The organism is Pseudomonas sp. MYb541 (assembly GCF_037479595.1).
Lineage (GTDB): Bacteria > Pseudomonadota > Gammaproteobacteria > Pseudomonadales > Pseudomonadaceae > Aquipseudomonas > Aquipseudomonas canadensis.
In genome coordinates, this window is sequence record NZ_JBBGYS010000001.1 from 126,083 (window position 1) to 140,994 (window position 14,912).

The 14,912-nt window shown below is 58.4% G+C and carries 13 protein-coding genes and 1 pseudogene; 9 read left to right on the forward strand and 5 right to left on the reverse strand.

Translation table 11 applies throughout. The features are described 5' to 3' along the window. Position 1: 1 nt before the first annotated feature. From WH299_RS00625 to acs, 4 genes are all read right to left on the reverse strand, one after another. Complete coding sequence (locus WH299_RS00625; RefSeq protein WP_122726364.1) at positions 2 to 700, reverse strand: ABC transporter permease; 699 nt, start codon at positions 698 to 700, stop codon at positions 2 to 4. Continuing rightward, positions 697 to 1,386: an ABC transporter permease gene (locus WH299_RS00630; protein ID WP_010208305.1), complete on the reverse strand. Its 690-nt coding sequence runs from the start codon at positions 1,384 to 1,386 to the stop codon at positions 697 to 699. Before WH299_RS00630 ends, WH299_RS00625 begins: the two co-directional genes overlap by 4 nt. 91 nt (positions 1,387 to 1,477) lie before the next feature. Continuing rightward, complete coding sequence (locus tag WH299_RS00635) at positions 1,478 to 2,263, reverse strand: lysine/arginine/ornithine ABC transporter substrate-binding protein (RefSeq protein WP_122726362.1); 786 nt, start codon at positions 2,261 to 2,263, stop codon at positions 1,478 to 1,480. Between the two features lie 652 nt (positions 2,264 to 2,915). Further along, positions 2,916 to 4,871, reverse strand: coding sequence for an acetate--CoA ligase (gene acs, locus WH299_RS00640; protein WP_339549371.1), 1,956 nt, complete (start codon positions 4,869 to 4,871; stop codon positions 2,916 to 2,918). Positions 4,872 to 5,284: 413 nt separating this feature from the next. Here acs and WH299_RS00645 point away from each other — a divergent pair, with 413 nt between their 5' ends. The 4 genes and pseudogenes from WH299_RS00645 to WH299_RS00660 all read left to right on the forward strand — a co-directional run bounded on the left by WH299_RS00645 (position 5,285) and on the right by WH299_RS00660 (position 8,231). Then, complete coding sequence (locus WH299_RS00645; RefSeq protein ID WP_339549373.1) at positions 5,285 to 5,554, forward strand: DUF2790 domain-containing protein; 270 nt, start codon at positions 5,285 to 5,287, stop codon at positions 5,552 to 5,554. A gap of 473 nt (positions 5,555 to 6,027) precedes the next feature. Further along, positions 6,028 to 7,278, forward strand: a complete 1,251-nt coding sequence (locus WH299_RS00650) for a ribonucleotide-diphosphate reductase subunit beta (protein ID WP_016979813.1) — start codon at positions 6,028 to 6,030, stop codon at positions 7,276 to 7,278. A gap of 65 nt (positions 7,279 to 7,343) precedes the next feature. After that, positions 7,344 to 7,514, forward strand: a pseudogene (locus tag WH299_RS00655) (HNH endonuclease); the annotation flags it as partial. 72 nt (positions 7,515 to 7,586) lie between these two features. Then, positions 7,587 to 8,231 carry an HAD-IB family hydrolase gene (locus WH299_RS00660; protein ID WP_339549376.1) on the forward strand — a complete coding sequence of 215 codons (645 nt, stop codon included), beginning with the start codon at positions 7,587 to 7,589 and terminating at the stop codon, positions 8,229 to 8,231. Between the two features lie 115 nt (positions 8,232 to 8,346). Here the strand turns inward: WH299_RS00660 and WH299_RS00665 are convergent, their stop codons facing one another. Then, entirely contained in the window at positions 8,347 to 9,306 is a 960-nt protein-coding gene (locus WH299_RS00665) for a LysR substrate-binding domain-containing protein (protein ID WP_122728395.1), read from the reverse strand. A 193-nt stretch (positions 9,307 to 9,499) separates the two neighbouring features. Here WH299_RS00665 and argH point away from each other — a divergent pair, with 193 nt between their 5' ends. From argH to WH299_RS00690, 5 genes are all read left to right on the forward strand, one after another. Then, on the forward strand, positions 9,500 to 10,927 hold the full coding sequence (gene argH / locus WH299_RS00670) for an argininosuccinate lyase (protein ID WP_126570640.1): 1,428 nt from the start codon (positions 9,500 to 9,502) through the stop codon (positions 10,925 to 10,927). 136 nt (positions 10,928 to 11,063) lie between these two features. Continuing rightward, positions 11,064 to 11,942 (forward strand): amino acid ABC transporter permease, encoded by an 879-nt coding sequence (locus tag WH299_RS00675; protein ID WP_016979819.1) that lies wholly within the window; start codon positions 11,064 to 11,066, stop codon positions 11,940 to 11,942. A gap of 24 nt (positions 11,943 to 11,966) precedes the next feature. Next, complete coding sequence (locus WH299_RS00680) at positions 11,967 to 12,731, forward strand: amino acid ABC transporter ATP-binding protein (protein WP_010208290.1); 765 nt, start codon at positions 11,967 to 11,969, stop codon at positions 12,729 to 12,731. Between the two features lie 25 nt (positions 12,732 to 12,756). Then, positions 12,757 to 13,578, forward strand: coding sequence for an ABC transporter substrate-binding protein (locus WH299_RS00685; RefSeq protein WP_122728401.1), 822 nt, complete (start codon positions 12,757 to 12,759; stop codon positions 13,576 to 13,578). 149 nt (positions 13,579 to 13,727) lie between these two features. Beyond that, positions 13,728 to 14,897, forward strand: coding sequence for an MFS transporter (locus WH299_RS00690; RefSeq protein ID WP_028617629.1), 1,170 nt, complete (start codon positions 13,728 to 13,730; stop codon positions 14,895 to 14,897). Positions 14,898 to 14,912 lie beyond the last annotated feature (15 nt).

Here is a 14,912-nt window from a genome sequence, read left to right on the forward strand (position 1 = left end):
ATCAATGCTTCCGTGGAGCCAGGTAGCTCAGCCAGCGGCGCTCGGCCAACTTGAACAGGCGCACCAGAATGAAGGTCAGGCACAGGTAGAACACGCCGGCGGTGATGTAGGCTTCGAACGGCAGGTAGAACTGGGCGTTCACCGTACGTGCGGCGCCGGTGATGTCGATCAGGGTGACGATGGAGGCCAGGCTGGTGGTCTGCAGCATCATGATCACTTCGTTGCTGTACTGCGGCAGCGCACGGCGCAAGGCCGATGGCAACAGGATGCGGCGATACAGTTTGTAGCGCGACATGCCCATGGCCTTGGCCGCTTCGATCTCGCCATTGGGAGTGGCCTTGAGGCTACCGGCAATGATCTCGGCAGTGTAGGCGCTGGTGTTGATCGCAAAGGCCAGGCACGCACAGAAGGTGGCGCTGGAGAGCAGCGGCCAGAGGAAGCTTTCGCGCACCACTTCAAACTGGGCCAGGCCGTAGTAGATCAAAAACAGTTGCACCAGCATCGGCGTGCCACGGATCACGTAGGTGTAGAGCCAGGCCGCGCCGTTGACGATCGGCTGCTTGGACACGCGCATCAAGCCCAAAGGCAAGGCAGCGAGCAGGCCGAAGAACAGCGAGATGGCGAGCAGTTTCAGGGTGGTCAGCAAGCCGCCAAGGTACAGCGGCATGGCCTCCCAGATGACGTTGTAGTCGAAGATCATAGATCAGCCGCCCTTACGCCTACCGAGTAGCGCTTCTCAAGATGACGCAAGGCCAGCAACGACACGCTGGTGATCACCAGGTACATCGCCGCCACTGCGAGGAAGAAGGTAAAAGGTTCGCGGGTGGCGTCTGCCGCCTGCTTGGCCTTGAACATCATGTCTTGCAGGCCCACCACCGAAATCAGCGCAGTGGCCTTGGTGAGGACCAGCCAGTTGTTGGTGAAACCGGGGATCGCCAGCCGGATCATCTGCGGCACCATCACCCGGAAAAACACTTGGAAACTGCTCATGCCATACGCAAGGCCGGCCTCGGCCTGGCCCTTGGGAATGGCCATGAAGGCGCCACGGAAGGTTTCCGACAAGTAGGCGCCAAAGATGAAACCCAGGGTGCCGATACCGGCGGCCAAGGGGTTCAAGTCGATATAGTCGTCGTAGCCCAGCATCGGCGCGACGCGGTTGAGCAGGTCCTGACCGCCGTAGAAAATCAGCAGGATCAGCACCAGGTCGGGGATCCCGCGGATCACCGTGGAGTACAAGTCACCCAGCCAAGCCAACCAGCGCACCGGCGACAGGCGTAACGCGACCCCGATCAGACCCAGAACAATGGCCAAGGCCATGGACGACAAGGCGAGCTGAAGCGTCAACCATGCGCCATCGAGGATGACGGCCCCGTAGCCTTTCAACATGATTCAGGTCCTCGAAAAGGGGGATGAAAAAATGGCGCAAACCTCAGGAATTCTGTTGCTTGCGCCATTTCGAACAGACAGCTACGACGATTTACTTAGGGTCAGCGCCGTAGATATCGAAGTCGAAGTACTTGTCCTGGATTTTCTTGTACTCACCGTTGGCACGGATCGCGGCAATGGCTGCGTTGATGCGGTCCAGGTTTTCCTTGTCGCCTTTGCGTACGGCGATGCCGATGCCGTCACCGAAGTACTTGGCGTCGGTGAACTGTGGGCCCACGAACGCGTAGCCTTTACCGGCTGGCGTCTTCAAGAAGCCGTCTTGCAGCAGGGTGGCGTCGGCCACGGTGCCGTCGAGGCGACCGGCTTCCACGTCCAGGTAGATTTCGTTCTGCGAGCTGTAAGGCACAACCGTGACGTCTTTAGGAGCCAGGACTTCCTTGGCGAAACGATCGTGGATCGAACCGCGTTGTACACCGATTTTCTTACCCTTCAATTCATCCAGGCTGTTGCTGACGGTGGTGCCTTCCTTCATCACCAGTTGCGCTGGGCTCAGGTAATAGCGGTTGGTGAAGTCCACGGACTTCTTGCGGTCTTCCGTGATGGACATGGACGACAGGATCGCGTCGATCTTGCGCACTTTCAGCGCAGGGATCAGGCCGTCGAACTCTTGCTCGACCCAAGTGCACTTCACGTCCATCTGCTTGCACAGGGCGTTGCCGATGTCGTAGTCAAAACCGACGATGCTGCCATCGGGCGCTTTGGAGGCAAACGGAGGGTAAGCCGCTTCGATACCAATTTTCAGGGGCTTGCCTTCAGCGAAAGCCTGCATGGACAGCACGGACAGCGCCAGGGCGCCCAACAGCACGAGTTTCTTCATCTTGGGACTCCATCGGTATAGGGCAAAACAGCAGTATGAGCCATGGCCCACGATGCGACTTAAGGGAAACCGAATTGCGGTGCTGCGTCCTACACCAGCTACACACTGGAGACGACGAGCGAGTGATCGGCATTCTAACGACAGGCCGGAAGCCGATATTTCCTCAATGCGACAACAATTTACAGAAGCACCGAGAAAGCGGTTCCAGCTCATTGACAGCCTCTGTATTTTATGCAGAGACAAAAGACATTAAACCTGTAGACGCTGCAAATTGCGGGCCTATTATTCGCAAACCCTTCTAGCACGGCAAGTCTGGCGTTTAATGTTATTTCCAGGGGTGTCTGGAATGGGGTTTTTCGGGGCGCAGACGTAGCACATTGCCTCAGGTTTGCGCGCGAGGTTACACATTCAGGGCGGGCGGTAACAATCAGAAACGCCCTACACGAAAAACCGATATTTATTTGACTGGCGCAGATCCCATGTGGGAGGGGGCTTGCCCCCGGATAGCGTTGGATAAGCGCCAAATATGGCCGCTGACACACTGCCATCGGGGGCAAGCCCCCTCCCACATTTGATCTCCATTGGTTTCAAGATCCCACAAAAAAGCCCCACCCGGCCTACGCCAAGTGGGGCTTTATCTGACTATCCCGCCTTATGCGACGTTCATGGTCTTGTGCGTCTCGATCAAATGCGCGACCACACCTGGATCCGCCAGAGTGGAGATATCGCCCAAACCGTCATACTCGGCCGTGGCAATCTTGCGCAGGATACGGCGCATGATTTTCCCCGACCGCGTCTTCGGCAAGCCAGGTGCCCACTGAATCACGTCTGGCGAAGCAATCGGCCCGATTTCCTTGCGCACCCAGTTTTTCAACTCCAGGCGCAGCGCTTCGTTCGGTTCTTCGCCATTTTTGAGCGTGACATACACATAGATGCCCTGCCCCTTGATATCGTGTGGCACACCCACCACCGCTGCTTCAGCGACTTTAGGGTGGGCAACCATGGCGCTTTCGATCTCGGCAGTGCCCATACGGTGGCCGGACACGTTCAATACGTCGTCCACGCGACCGGTGATCCAGTAGTAACCGTCTTCGTCACGACGCGCACCGTCACCAGTGAAGTACATGCCACGGAAGGTCTTGAAGTAGGTGTCGACGAAGCGGTCATGGTCGCCGTACAGCGTACGCGCCTGGCCTGGCCACGAATCGAGGATCACCAGGTTGCCTTCGGCCGCGCCTTCGATCAGGTTGCCCAGGTTATCCACCAGCGCCGGCACCACGCCAAAGAATGGCCGTGCCGCCGAACCCGGCTTGAGCGCATGGGCGCCCGGCAGCGGGCTCATCATGTTGCCGCCGGTTTCGGTCTGCCACCAGGTGTCGACAATCGGGCAACGGGATTGGCCGACGTTCTTGTAGTACCAGTCCCACGCCTCTGGGTTAATCGGCTCACCCACCGAGCCAAGCAGGCGCAGGCTGCTGCCATCGGCGCCTTCACAGGCAGCGGTGCCGGAAGCCATCATCGCGCGGATCGCGGTCGGCGCGGTGTAGAGGATATTGACCTTGTGCTTGTCGACGATCTTCGCCACCCGCGTGATATCCGGGTAGTTCGGCACGCCTTCGAACAGCAGCGTGGTCGCACCATTGGACAGCGGGCCGTAGACAATATAAGTGTGGCCAGTGACCCAGCCGACGTCGGCGGTGCACCAGTAGATTTCGCCCGGGCGGTAGTCGAACACGCGCTCGTGGGTCAGGCCGGCGTACAGCAGATAGCCGCCGGTGGTGTGCTGCACGCCCTTCGGCTTGCCGGTGGAACCGGAGGTGTAGAGGATGAACAGCGCTTCTTCGGCGCCCATCTCTTTGGGCGCACACACGGTGCCCGCCACTTTCATCAGGTCTTCGTACCAGATGTCGCGATGCTGGTTCCACTTGATCTGGCCATTGGTGCGCTTGCACACGATGACCTTCTGGATGCTGCTGGTTTCCGGGTTGGTCAAGGCGTCGTCGACGTTGGCCTTCAACGGAATTTTCTTACCGGCGCGAATGCCTTCATCGGCAGTGATCACCACCTTCGACTTACAGTCGATGATACGACCAGCCAGGGCTTCCGGCGAGAAGCCGCCAAACACCACGGAGTGGATCGCACCGATACGGGTACAGGCCAGCATGGCGACCACGGCTTCGGGGATCATCGGCATATAGATGGTCACCACGTCGCCGCGGTGCACATCCTGGCCGCGCAGGGCGTTGGCGAACTTGCAGACTTCTTCATGCAGCTCGCGATAAGTGATGTTGCGGCTCTCGGCAGGATCATCGCCCTCCCAGATGATCGCGATCTGGTCACTGCGCTCGGCGAGGTGACGGTCCAGGCAGTTGTAGGAAACGTTCAGGGTGCCATCGGCGAACCACTTGATGTCGACATGGTGATCGTCGAACGAGGTCTGCTTCACCGTGGTGAAAGGCTTGATCCAGTCAAGGCGCTTGGCTTGCTCGCGCCAGAAGCCATCGGGGTTGACCACCGACTGCTGGTACATGGCCTTGTAGGTCGCCTCGTCGGTCAGCGTGTTGGCTGCTACTTCGGGGCGGACGGGGTACAGGGAAGCCGCACTCATCTTTCTTACCTCGGTGACATAGTTGTTTTTGTATGGCCCTGTTGTAGCCGGGGCTGACCTATAGAACCATTCGACGATGGTAGTAACAAGCCCCTACAAATTGCCCTGATATCCCCGTTTGCACCTCTAGCCCGCGGGCTGCGGCGTTTCGCAGCCATGTGAAAAAAGCTTTACCACGGGATTGTTACAAAAACCGCCAATAGTGTTTATCAAAAGTACGGGTATATGAATATAACCTGGGGGCCTAAAATCAACTCCGCCAACAAGGCACGTTGGTTACATACCGCAGTGATTAACAACGCAACAGCCCCCACGAAGGCAACGTTAATCCGAACTTCCAAACCTTCAAGTTACACACGCGGCCTCATAAGGGCCCCGTGACCCCATTCGACCTAAATAAGGTAAATAGAGAAATGAAAGCTTTAGTAGTTATGGCCCTCAGCAGCTTGTGCGCAACCGCCGCCCTGGCCGACGAAGCCCCGACTGACGTAGCTGGCCGCAACACCCCGATCGTTGAAGACTACACTTACAGCACCCACTTGGATGTTGCCAAAGTATTGTCCATGAGCAGTATTCCGGAAGTGTGCGAAGTTTTACCGGTGAAGATGGAATATGAAGACTCACAAGGTCAGCGTCACATTCTTAATTACCATGTGATGGGCAACGGTTGTTCTAACGGGTAATAACTTCATTAGTGTGATCTTGTTCGCCGCAAGAAATCGTTCTTGCGGCAAAGAACCGGCCCCCTCCTCCCCTCGCTGCGCCCCCTCGAAAAAAATCCTGCCACTCGTCCCTCCGGCCAACCCCAGCAAACCCGCGTCTTGGCTTGAAAAGTAGGCTTTTTGTCTGCGATCCGTGAGCATCCGCCACAACACAAAGCCGATTTTTTCCCTATAATGCGCGGGTAAATCGGGCCTGCAATATCCCTTTACACTGGGATGAAGAGCCAGACCTGAGGCCTCCCGCTGGAGCAAGCACCTACCGCTCCGCACCTCAAGCCTCACGCAGAGCACCCGTAACCCTATTCCGTTTAATGCGTGCGCTAGCTGCAACAAACGATTCCTTAAGATCCACCGCGGCCTCAGGGCCGTGTGAACACCCAACCATCCGGTTTCACACGGGCACCTTTGAGCCCTCACGCAGGAGACGACACGTCATGCTGAGCTGGGACGAATTCGACAAAGAAGAAGAAGGCGAAGTTGCCGCTAAAGGCGCCAACGCCGGCCACGCCACCGAAGCCAACATGGACCGCCTCGACGGCGATGGCGCCAAAGCAGCCCTCGAAGCCCGCGCCGTCACCGCCAGTGACTCCGCCGCCATCGTGCGCGCCAAGGCCGCCCTCGACAAACTCGACGTCGCCGAAGGCCTCGCCGAGCTGGAAGGCTCCGCCGCCCGCGTCGCCGTTGACGAAAAACGCATGATCAACTGCCGCGCCGACCTCAACCAACTCGTACCCTTCAAGTACGACTGGGCCTGGCAGAAGTACCTCGACGGCTGCGCCAACCACTGGATGCCGCAAGAGGTCAACATGACCGCCGACATCGCACTGTGGAAAAACCCTGAAGGCCTGACCGACGACGAACGTCGCATCGTCATGCGCAACCTGGGCTTCTTCTCCACCGCCGACTCCCTGGTCGCCAATAACCTGGTGCTGGCCGTGTACCGCCTGATCACCAACCCGGAGTGCCGCCAGTACATCCTGCGCCAAGCCTTCGAGGAAGCGATCCACACCCACGCCTACCAGTACTGCATCGAATCCCTGGCCATGGATGAAGGCGAGATCTTCAACATGTACCACGAGATCCCGTCGGTCGCCAAAAAGGCCGCCTGGGGCTTGAAATACACCCGTTCGATCTCCGACCCGAAGTTCGAAACCGGCACCGTCGAGACCGACAAAGAGCTGCTGCGCAACCTGGTCGCCTACTACTGCGTCCTGGAAGGCATCTTCTTCTACTGCGGCTTCACCCAGATCCTGTCCATGGGCCGTCGCAACAAAATGACCGGCGTCGCCGAGCAGTTCCAGTACATCCTGCGTGACGAGTCGATGCACCTAAACTTCGGTATCGATGTGATCAACCAGATCAAAATCGAAAACCCACACCTGTGGGATGCCGAGATGAAGGAAGAAGCGACCCAGATGATCCTGCAAGGGACTCAGCTGGAGATCGAATACGCGCGCGACACCATGCCGCGCGGCGTGCTGGGCATGAACGCGGCGATGATGGAGGATTACCTCAAGTTCATCGCCAACCGTCGTTTGTCGCAGATTGGCTTGAAGGAAGAGTATCCAGGGACGACTAACCCGTTCCCGTGGATGAGCGAGATCATGGACTTGAAGAAAGAGAAAAACTTCTTCGAAACCCGTGTAATCGAGTACCAGACTGGCGGCGCGCTGAGCTGGGATTGATTCCTGAGCCCATAAACCCCATTAAGCCCTGACACGTTCAGGGCTTTTTTATGCCCGGTGAATGGCCACTTCTTGAAGCACATCAAGCTGACCACCTCGTCCAGAAGGGTTCGGATCGCATCACCAATGCTGTAGCCTTGTGCCCCAATTGCCATCAGCGTTGTCACCGGTCGAGTGACCGGGAGGCTTTCACCGAGAGGCTTTACGCCAAGGTCGGAAGATTGGCACGGGAGTAAACTCCCGCTGTCACACCTGATGAACACTCAAAAAATACCAGATAGGACCGAGGCCAACCCGTGAACCCAGACATGCTCGAAGCCGGCCCCGCTGACGCCAAAGTACTTTCCGTCTTTGACTTCGACGGCACCCTGACCCACCACGACAGTTTCGTGCCCTTCCTCAAGTTTGCCTTTGGCCCCGGTGAGTTCTATGGCCGGATGGTCAAGCTGGCGGTGCCGGGGCTGCGCTTTTTGGTGCGGCAGATCAGCCGGGATGAGTTGAAGGCGCAGTTGATCCGCACCTTTATGACTGGGGTGCAGAAGACGTGGGTGCAGCAGAAGGCCGAGGAGTATTGCCAGCGCAATTGGGCGCGGTTGATGCGGCCGGCGGGGGTGCTTTCGGTGGAGCAGGAGCTGGGCTCAGGTGCGGAGGTCACACTGTGTTCGGCGTCGCCGGCGTTGGTGTTGCAGCCGTTTGCGAATCGGCTCCGAATCAAGTTGATTGGGACTGAGCTGGAGGTGGTCGACGGGGTGTTGACCGGTAAGCTCACCGGGAACAACTGCCGTTGTGAAAACAAGGTGCTGCGACTTGAAGCGGTGTATGGGGATTTGGGCGAGTATCGGCTGCGGGCCTGGGGCGATACGCGTGGGGATCGGGAGTTGCTGGCGGCGGCGCAGGATGCGCATTTTCGGCATTTTCATGCGAAGAAGAAGCGGGCTCGATTGCAGCGGTGATGCGGGTGGGTGGGTTCGATAGGTAGCCCGATGTGATCCCTTCGCAGCCTCGCTGAAGCTCGACAGCTCCCACATTTGATCTTCGCCGAGCCCAGATCCGTGTTTGGCAGAAGGTCTATGCCGTGGCTTTGAGGTCTACGCCCAAGGCTGTGGCGAAGGCTTTTACCATCGGGCTGCGCGGGGCGTTGTGGCGTAGGATGAGGTTGAAGGCGGTGCTCAGGTGAACTTGCTCCGGGCACAGTGCGCGCAGGCGCCCTTCTCTTACCAAGGGCGTGGCGTAGTGTTCGGGCAAGAAGCCGAGGAAACGGCCAGTAAGGATCAGGATCGCGACGGCTTCGACTTGTGAGGCCGAGGCGGACTGGCTGTCATAGTTGACGAAGTTGGCCTTGTCGCGATGGATCGCATACCGATGGTTCACCCCTTCGTATTGGCGCAAGACCTCGGGCGTGATGTCGTTTGCGTCGAAGAGTGGGTGTCCTACGGCACAGTAGGCGTGGGCCTTTTCTTCATACAGCGGGAAATAATCGAATTCTTCGCGGCGCTGGTACACCGGCACGATGCCTACGATTAGCCGCCCTTCGACCACGCCACGCTCAACTTCATCCAATTGTGAGGCGTGTAGCCGTAATCTGATTTTCGGCGATTTGCTATGTAACTTCCCCAACGCGGCAATTAGCGGGGAATTAACATCGGACACGGTATTATCAATAACGCCCACACTAAGGTCGCCAATAAGCTCGTTTTGCGCCGAACTAAGCTTGTCGCGAAAACTGTCCACCGAGGTAAATAACTCGATGGATGCCTGATACACCAACTTGCCTTCTTCCGTCAGCCCGAACCCTTCCCGCCCCCGTGTACACAGGCGCATGCCGATGCGAATCTCGAGGTCGGAGATCTGTTTGCTGATCGCCGCCAGGCCCACGTTCAGCTCGTTTTGCGCGGCGCTGAAGCCGCCGGCTTCGACCACGGCCATGAACACGCGCAGCAATTTGAAGTCCAGCCCGCTCAACTGCAGGGGCGGTCTTGTGCCGGGTTTTGGCGGCAGGTTTCCAGAAGTGGAAAGTGGAGTTTCCATAATACGCGTTGACCTCAAGTGCCATATTCAACAGGCTTCAACCCAGTCCTTGAACATAGCCAGGCGGCGATAATGAACATAAACATCCGCCCTTGGCAACCTTGAATACGGCGCGTCAGACGCTGGTTCAGTCTAGTTGAAACCTTATTTTTACTGCCTCCGACTCTTCTAAAAACAAGCGTGAGGAATATCCATGTCCCAGCCCACCGACCGCCTTTGGGGCGCTCGTTTCAAGACCGGCCCGTCTGCTGCATTGGCTGCGTTGTCGCGTTGCCCCGAGCGCTATTTCCGCCTGACGCCCTACGACCTGGCCGGCTCCCGTGCCCATGCCCGTGAGTTGCAGCGCGCCGGGTTGCTCGATGAGTCGGAAACCTTACGCACCCTGGCCGCTCTGGACGAGATCGGTGCGGATTTCGCCACCGGCAACCTGCACCCGACCCTGGATGACGAGGACGTACACACCTTTATCGAACGCGTATTGACCGAGCGCCTGGGCGCCTTGGGCGGCAAGTTGCGCGCCGGGCGTTCTCGCAACGATCAGACAGCCAATGACCTGCGGCTTTTCCTACGGGACCACGCGCGCACCATCACCACCGAGGTGCTGGGTTTGCAGCAGGCGTTGGTGGAGCAAGCCGAGCAGCATATCGAGAGTATCTGCCCCGGCTTTACCCATTTGCAGCAGGCGCAGCCGATTGTGTTCGCCCATCACCTGCTCGCACACGCGCAGTCGATGTTGAGGGATGTGCAACGTCTGGTGGATTGGGATGCGCGTACGGCGCTGTCGCCACTGGGCGCAGCGGCAATGGCGGGTTCGGCGATTGCGCGCCAGCCGGAGCATTCGGCCAAGGAAATGGGCTACACCGGGCCGTGCGAAAACTCCATCGACGCCGTCGCCAGCCGTGACCATGTGGCGGAGTTCCTGTTTGTGGCGGGCATGCTCGGGGTGAATATTTCGCGCCTGTCCGAAGAGTTTTGCCTATGGTCGTCACGGCAGTTTCGTTGGGTGGTGTTGGATGATGCCTACGCCACTGGCAGTTCGATCATGCCGCAGAAAAAGAACCCGGACATTGCCGAACTGGCACGGGGCAAGGCTGGGCGGTTGATCGGCAACCTGACGGGGTTGATGTCGACGCTCAAGTCGTTGCCGCTGTCGTACAACCGTGATTTGAGTGAAGACAAGCACAGTGTGTTGGACAGTGTGGATACCTTATTGCTTGTGTTACCGGCGATGGCGGGAATGGTTGCGACCATGAAGGTACAGGTGGAAGAGCTGCGGCGTCAGGCGCCGATGGGCTTTACCTTGGCGACAGAGGTGGCGGATTGGTTGGCGACCCGTGGTGTGCCGTTCAAAGAGGCCCATGAGATTACCGGCGCGTTGGTGCAGGCGTGTGAGAAGCATGAGATTGAACTGTGGGAAGCCTCGCCGGCGATGTTGGCGGAGGTGGATGCACGACTCACCCCCGAAGTGCGCGACTGCTTGACCCTGGAAGCGGCGATTGCGGCGCGCAGTGGTTGGGGGGGCACGGCGCCGGAGCGAGTTCGCGAGCAAATTGAGCGGTTGAAAGTGGCGTTGGCGACCCAACAGCAATGGGCCGACAGCTACACCGGTTTTCGAATTTAACCCACACCTATAGGAGCCCGGCTTGCCGGCGATAGCGTCCACAAGATCGCCATCGCAGGCAAGCCAGCTCCCACATTGAATCGGGTTTCAACAGTTGCACCGAGTACAGCGGTAATCGCTTTTTTGGAGAATCACCATGAACCAAACCCCGGCAGAGCGCTTGGAAGCCGAGCGCAAGTTGTCCGAGAACCAGTTTGATATCACGCAGTACGAGCACGTGCCGCGTCGCTATTACGGGCGGATGTTTTTTGCCACGCTGATCGTGATCGTGTTGGCCGCGCTGTTGCGCGCATTCGCCAATGGCCAGATCGAATGGTCCTACATCGGTCAGTTCCTCACGTCTGAGGCCATTCTCTGGGGTCTGGTGAACACCATTGTCATGTCGATTTTGGCGATGGCACTGGGTGTGGTGATCGGGGTGATCACGGCGATCATGCGCATGTCGGCCAACCCGATCCTGCGTTATGTGGCAATCACCTACACCTGGCTGTTCCGAGGCACACCGCTGATCCTGCAGCTGCTGCTGTGGTTCAACCTGGCGTTGATTTTCCCGGTGATCGCGATTCCCGGCCTGTTCAGTATCGACACCGTCGACCTGATGACGCCGTTCGTGGCCGCCCTGCTCGGTTTGAGCATCAACCAGGGCGCCTACACCGCCGAGGTGGTCCGCGCCGGCTTGCTGTCGGTGGACACCGGCCAGTACGAAGCCGCCAAGTCCATCGGCATGCCGAGCCTTCAGGCGCTGCGTAGGATCATTCTTCCGCAGGCGATGCGAGTAATTATCCCGCCTGTAGGCAACGAGTTCATCAGCATGGTGAAAATGACCAGCCTGGCCAGCGTGATCCAGTACTCGGAGCTGCTGCACAACGCGCAAAACATCTACTACGCCAACGCGCGGGTCATGGAGCTGCTGATCGTGGCAGGCATCTGGTACCTGGCGGTGGTGACTGTTCTTTCATTTGGTCAAAGCCGCCTCGAGCGTCGTTTTGCCCGCGGCGCCGGCAAGCGTTCGTAAGTCTGGGTTGAGGAGATTTGCCCCATGAGAAGCATCGTCAAGGCCGTCAACCTGAACAAGTATTACGACCAGTATCACGCGCTGCGCGACATCAATATCGAGGTCGAGCAAGGCGAAGTGATGTGCATCATCGGCCCGTCGGGGTCTGGTAAAAGCACCCTGCTGCGTTGCGTCAACCAACTGGAAAAAATCGACAAGGGCGGCCTGTGGGTCGACGGCGAACTGGTGGGTTACCGCGTCGTCGGCAACAAGCTGCATGAGATGAACGAATCGCAGATCGCCCGCCAGCGCCTGGCGACCGGCATGGTGTTCCAGCGCTTCAATTTGTTCCCGCACATGACCGTGTTGCAGAACATCATCGAAGGCCCGTGCCAGGTGCTCAAGCGCTCGCCCAAGGAAGCTATCGAAGATGCGTTGGAACTGCTGGCCCGCGTAGGCCTGGCGGACAAGCGCAATGCTTACCCAGTGGAATTGTCCGGCGGCCAGCAACAGCGGGTAGCGATTGCCCGTGCGTTGGCGATGCGACCCAAATTGATGCTGTTTGACGAACCCACGTCAGCCCTCGACCCGGAGCTGGTAGGCGAAGTGCTGTCGGTGATGCGTGATTTGGCCACCACCGGCATGACCATGATCGTGGTCACCCATGAATTGGGCTTTGCCCGCGAAGTCTCAAACCGCATGGTGTTCATGGATGCCGGCCAGATTGTGGAAGCCGGCAGCCCCGAAGAAATTCTAATAAGCCCACAAAACCCGCGTACCCAAAGCTTTATTTCTGCCGTTCGCACTTAACTAAAAAACAAACGAGAACGCCCCCATGAAAAAATTGTTTATCCCAACGTTGCTCGCAGGCCTGATGGCCTCCTCCGCTGTTTTCGCGGCATTGCCGGCGGCAATCAAGGACAAGGGCGAGATCAGCGCGGCCATCGTGCCGAACTATCCGCCGATGGATTTCAAGGACCCGGCCACCAACAAGATCACCGGCCTGGACTTTGACCTGGGCAACGCCCTGGCCGAGCGCCTGGGCGTAAAGATCAAATGGCAGGAAACCGGCTTCGAGCAGATGCTAAGCGGCCTGACCACCAAGCGTGTGGACATCGTGCTGTCGGGCATGACCGACACCGCCGAACGCCAGAAGTCCGTGACCTTCATCGACTACTTCACCAGCGGCCCGCAGCTGTACACGATGGCCAAGCGTGAAGACCTCAAGGAATTGACTGACCTGTGCGGTAAAAAAGTCGGCACCAGCCGCCGTACCACCTGGCCGTCGGAAATTGCCGCATGGAGCAAGGAAAACTGCGAAGCGGCGGGTAAGCCGGCGATTGTGGTGATTGGGACTGAAGGCTCGGCGGATGCGCGGGCGCAGTTGCAGCAGAATCGCCTGGATGCGGCGATGCAGGGCAGCGAGACAATTCCCTACTTGATGTCGCTGGACAAGGGCAAGTACAAGCCGGTGGGCCTGGCGATTTCCAAGCAATTCACGGGGCTTGGGATTGAGAAGAGCAACACGGAACTGGTCACGGCGATCAGTGAAGCGTTGCAGGGCATGATTGATGACGGCACCTACGGCAAGATCCTGAAAAAGTGGGACCTGGAGCAAGGCGCCGTAGAAAAAATCTCCATCAACGCCGGCCAGTAAGTCGATCCAAGTGTGGGAGCTGGCTTGCCTGCGATGGCGGCAGGTCAGCTTGCATCATCATTGCCTGAACCACCGCTATCGCAGGCAAGCCAGCTCCCACATTTGATGTGTATTGTCTTGAGAAAATAACAAGGACACTTGCCCCCACCGTGGCCACCTACTCCCTGGTAATCCGCCGCCTGATGATCTGCTCGGTGACCATCGTGGTCAGCCGCGCCATGACCAGCCCGTTGCTGGCCCTGTTGCTGAGTACCCGTCTGGGCCTGAACCAGCAGGACATCGGCCTGCTGATGGGCATTGCCGTCTTTATCGCGACCTTGCTGGGCCTGTACGGCGGCTACATCATCGACCGCCTGGAAAAGCGCAAGCTGCTGATCCTGGCCATGCTCTCCAGCTCCATCGGTTTTCTGTTGCTGACTTTTGCCAGCAACCTCTACCTCACTACCCTGACCCTGGTCATCACCGAAGCGGCGTCGGCGCTGTTCCTGATTGGCTCAAAAGCCATCATCAGCGAGAACCTGCCGGTGGGTGACCGTGCCAAGGTGTTTTCCCTGCGCTACACCCTGACCAACGTCGGCTACGCCACAGGCCCGATGGTCGGCGTGGTGATCGCCGGCCACATGCAACTGGCACCGTTCCTGATTGCCAGTGCGATCGCCTTTGGCAGCCTGTTCCTGATGATCGGCATCCCGCCCACCCAACGGGATGACAGCAACAAGCCCTTGAGTTTTCTCACCACCCTGCGCACGTTGCGCAGCGACCGCACACTCATCCTGTTCACCAGCGGCAGCTTGCTGAGCACCATTGTCCATGGGCGCTACACCCTGTATCTGTCGCAGTTCTTGCTGGTGGCCTACAAGCCCGCCGAGGCGCTGAAAATTCTGTCTGCGGTGCTGGCGTGCAATGCCATCACCGTAATTCTGATGCAGTACCAGATCGGCCGCTTTCTCAAGCGTGAACAACTGCGCTACTGGATCGTGCTCGGCACGCTGCTGTTCATTGCCGGGCTGATCGGTTTCAGCCTCGCGGACAGCCTGCTCACCTGGTGCCTGGCGATGTTCGTATTCACCCTCGGCGAGATGATCATCTACCCCTCCGAGTTCCTGTTTATCGACACCATCGCGCCGGATGCACTGCGCGGCAGTTACTACGGAGCGCAGAACCTGGCCGCGTTTGGAGGGGCGATGAGCCCGGTGATTTGCGGCTATCTGCTGATCAATGCGGCGCCGGCCAGCATGTTCTATGCATTGGGGGCGCTGACTGCGGTCGGTGGAACGCTGTGCTTCTTGAGCGGGCGACGGGTTGCAGGTTCTTGCTGATATTTACGCAAGATC

Coding starts and splice junctions, on each gene's coding strand:
- WH299_RS00680 (WP_010208290.1), top strand. CDS start 11,967: ATGAGAAGCATCGTCAAGGCCGTCAACCTGAACAAGTATTACGACCAG.
- WH299_RS00630 (WP_010208305.1), bottom strand. CDS start 1,386: ATGTTGAAAGGCTACGGGGCCGTCATCCTCGATGGCGCATGGTTGACG.
- WH299_RS00665 (WP_122728395.1), bottom strand. CDS start 9,306: ATGGAAACTCCACTTTCCACTTCTGGAAACCTGCCGCCAAAACCCGGC.
- WH299_RS00650 (WP_016979813.1), top strand. CDS start 6,028: ATGCTGAGCTGGGACGAATTCGACAAAGAAGAAGAAGGCGAAGTTGCC.
- acs (WP_339549371.1), bottom strand. CDS start 4,871: ATGAGTGCGGCTTCCCTGTACCCCGTCCGCCCCGAAGTAGCAGCCAAC.
- WH299_RS00625 (WP_122726364.1), bottom strand. CDS start 700: ATGATCTTCGACTACAACGTCATCTGGGAGGCCATGCCGCTGTACCTT.
- WH299_RS00660 (WP_339549376.1), top strand. CDS start 7,587: ATGCTCGAAGCCGGCCCCGCTGACGCCAAAGTACTTTCCGTCTTTGAC.
- WH299_RS00635 (WP_122726362.1), bottom strand. CDS start 2,263: ATGAAGAAACTCGTGCTGTTGGGCGCCCTGGCGCTGTCCGTGCTGTCC.
- WH299_RS00645 (WP_339549373.1), top strand. CDS start 5,285: ATGAAAGCTTTAGTAGTTATGGCCCTCAGCAGCTTGTGCGCAACCGCC.
- argH (WP_126570640.1), top strand. CDS start 9,500: ATGTCCCAGCCCACCGACCGCCTTTGGGGCGCTCGTTTCAAGACCGGC.
- WH299_RS00675 (WP_016979819.1), top strand. CDS start 11,064: ATGAACCAAACCCCGGCAGAGCGCTTGGAAGCCGAGCGCAAGTTGTCC.
- WH299_RS00685 (WP_122728401.1), top strand. CDS start 12,757: ATGAAAAAATTGTTTATCCCAACGTTGCTCGCAGGCCTGATGGCCTCC.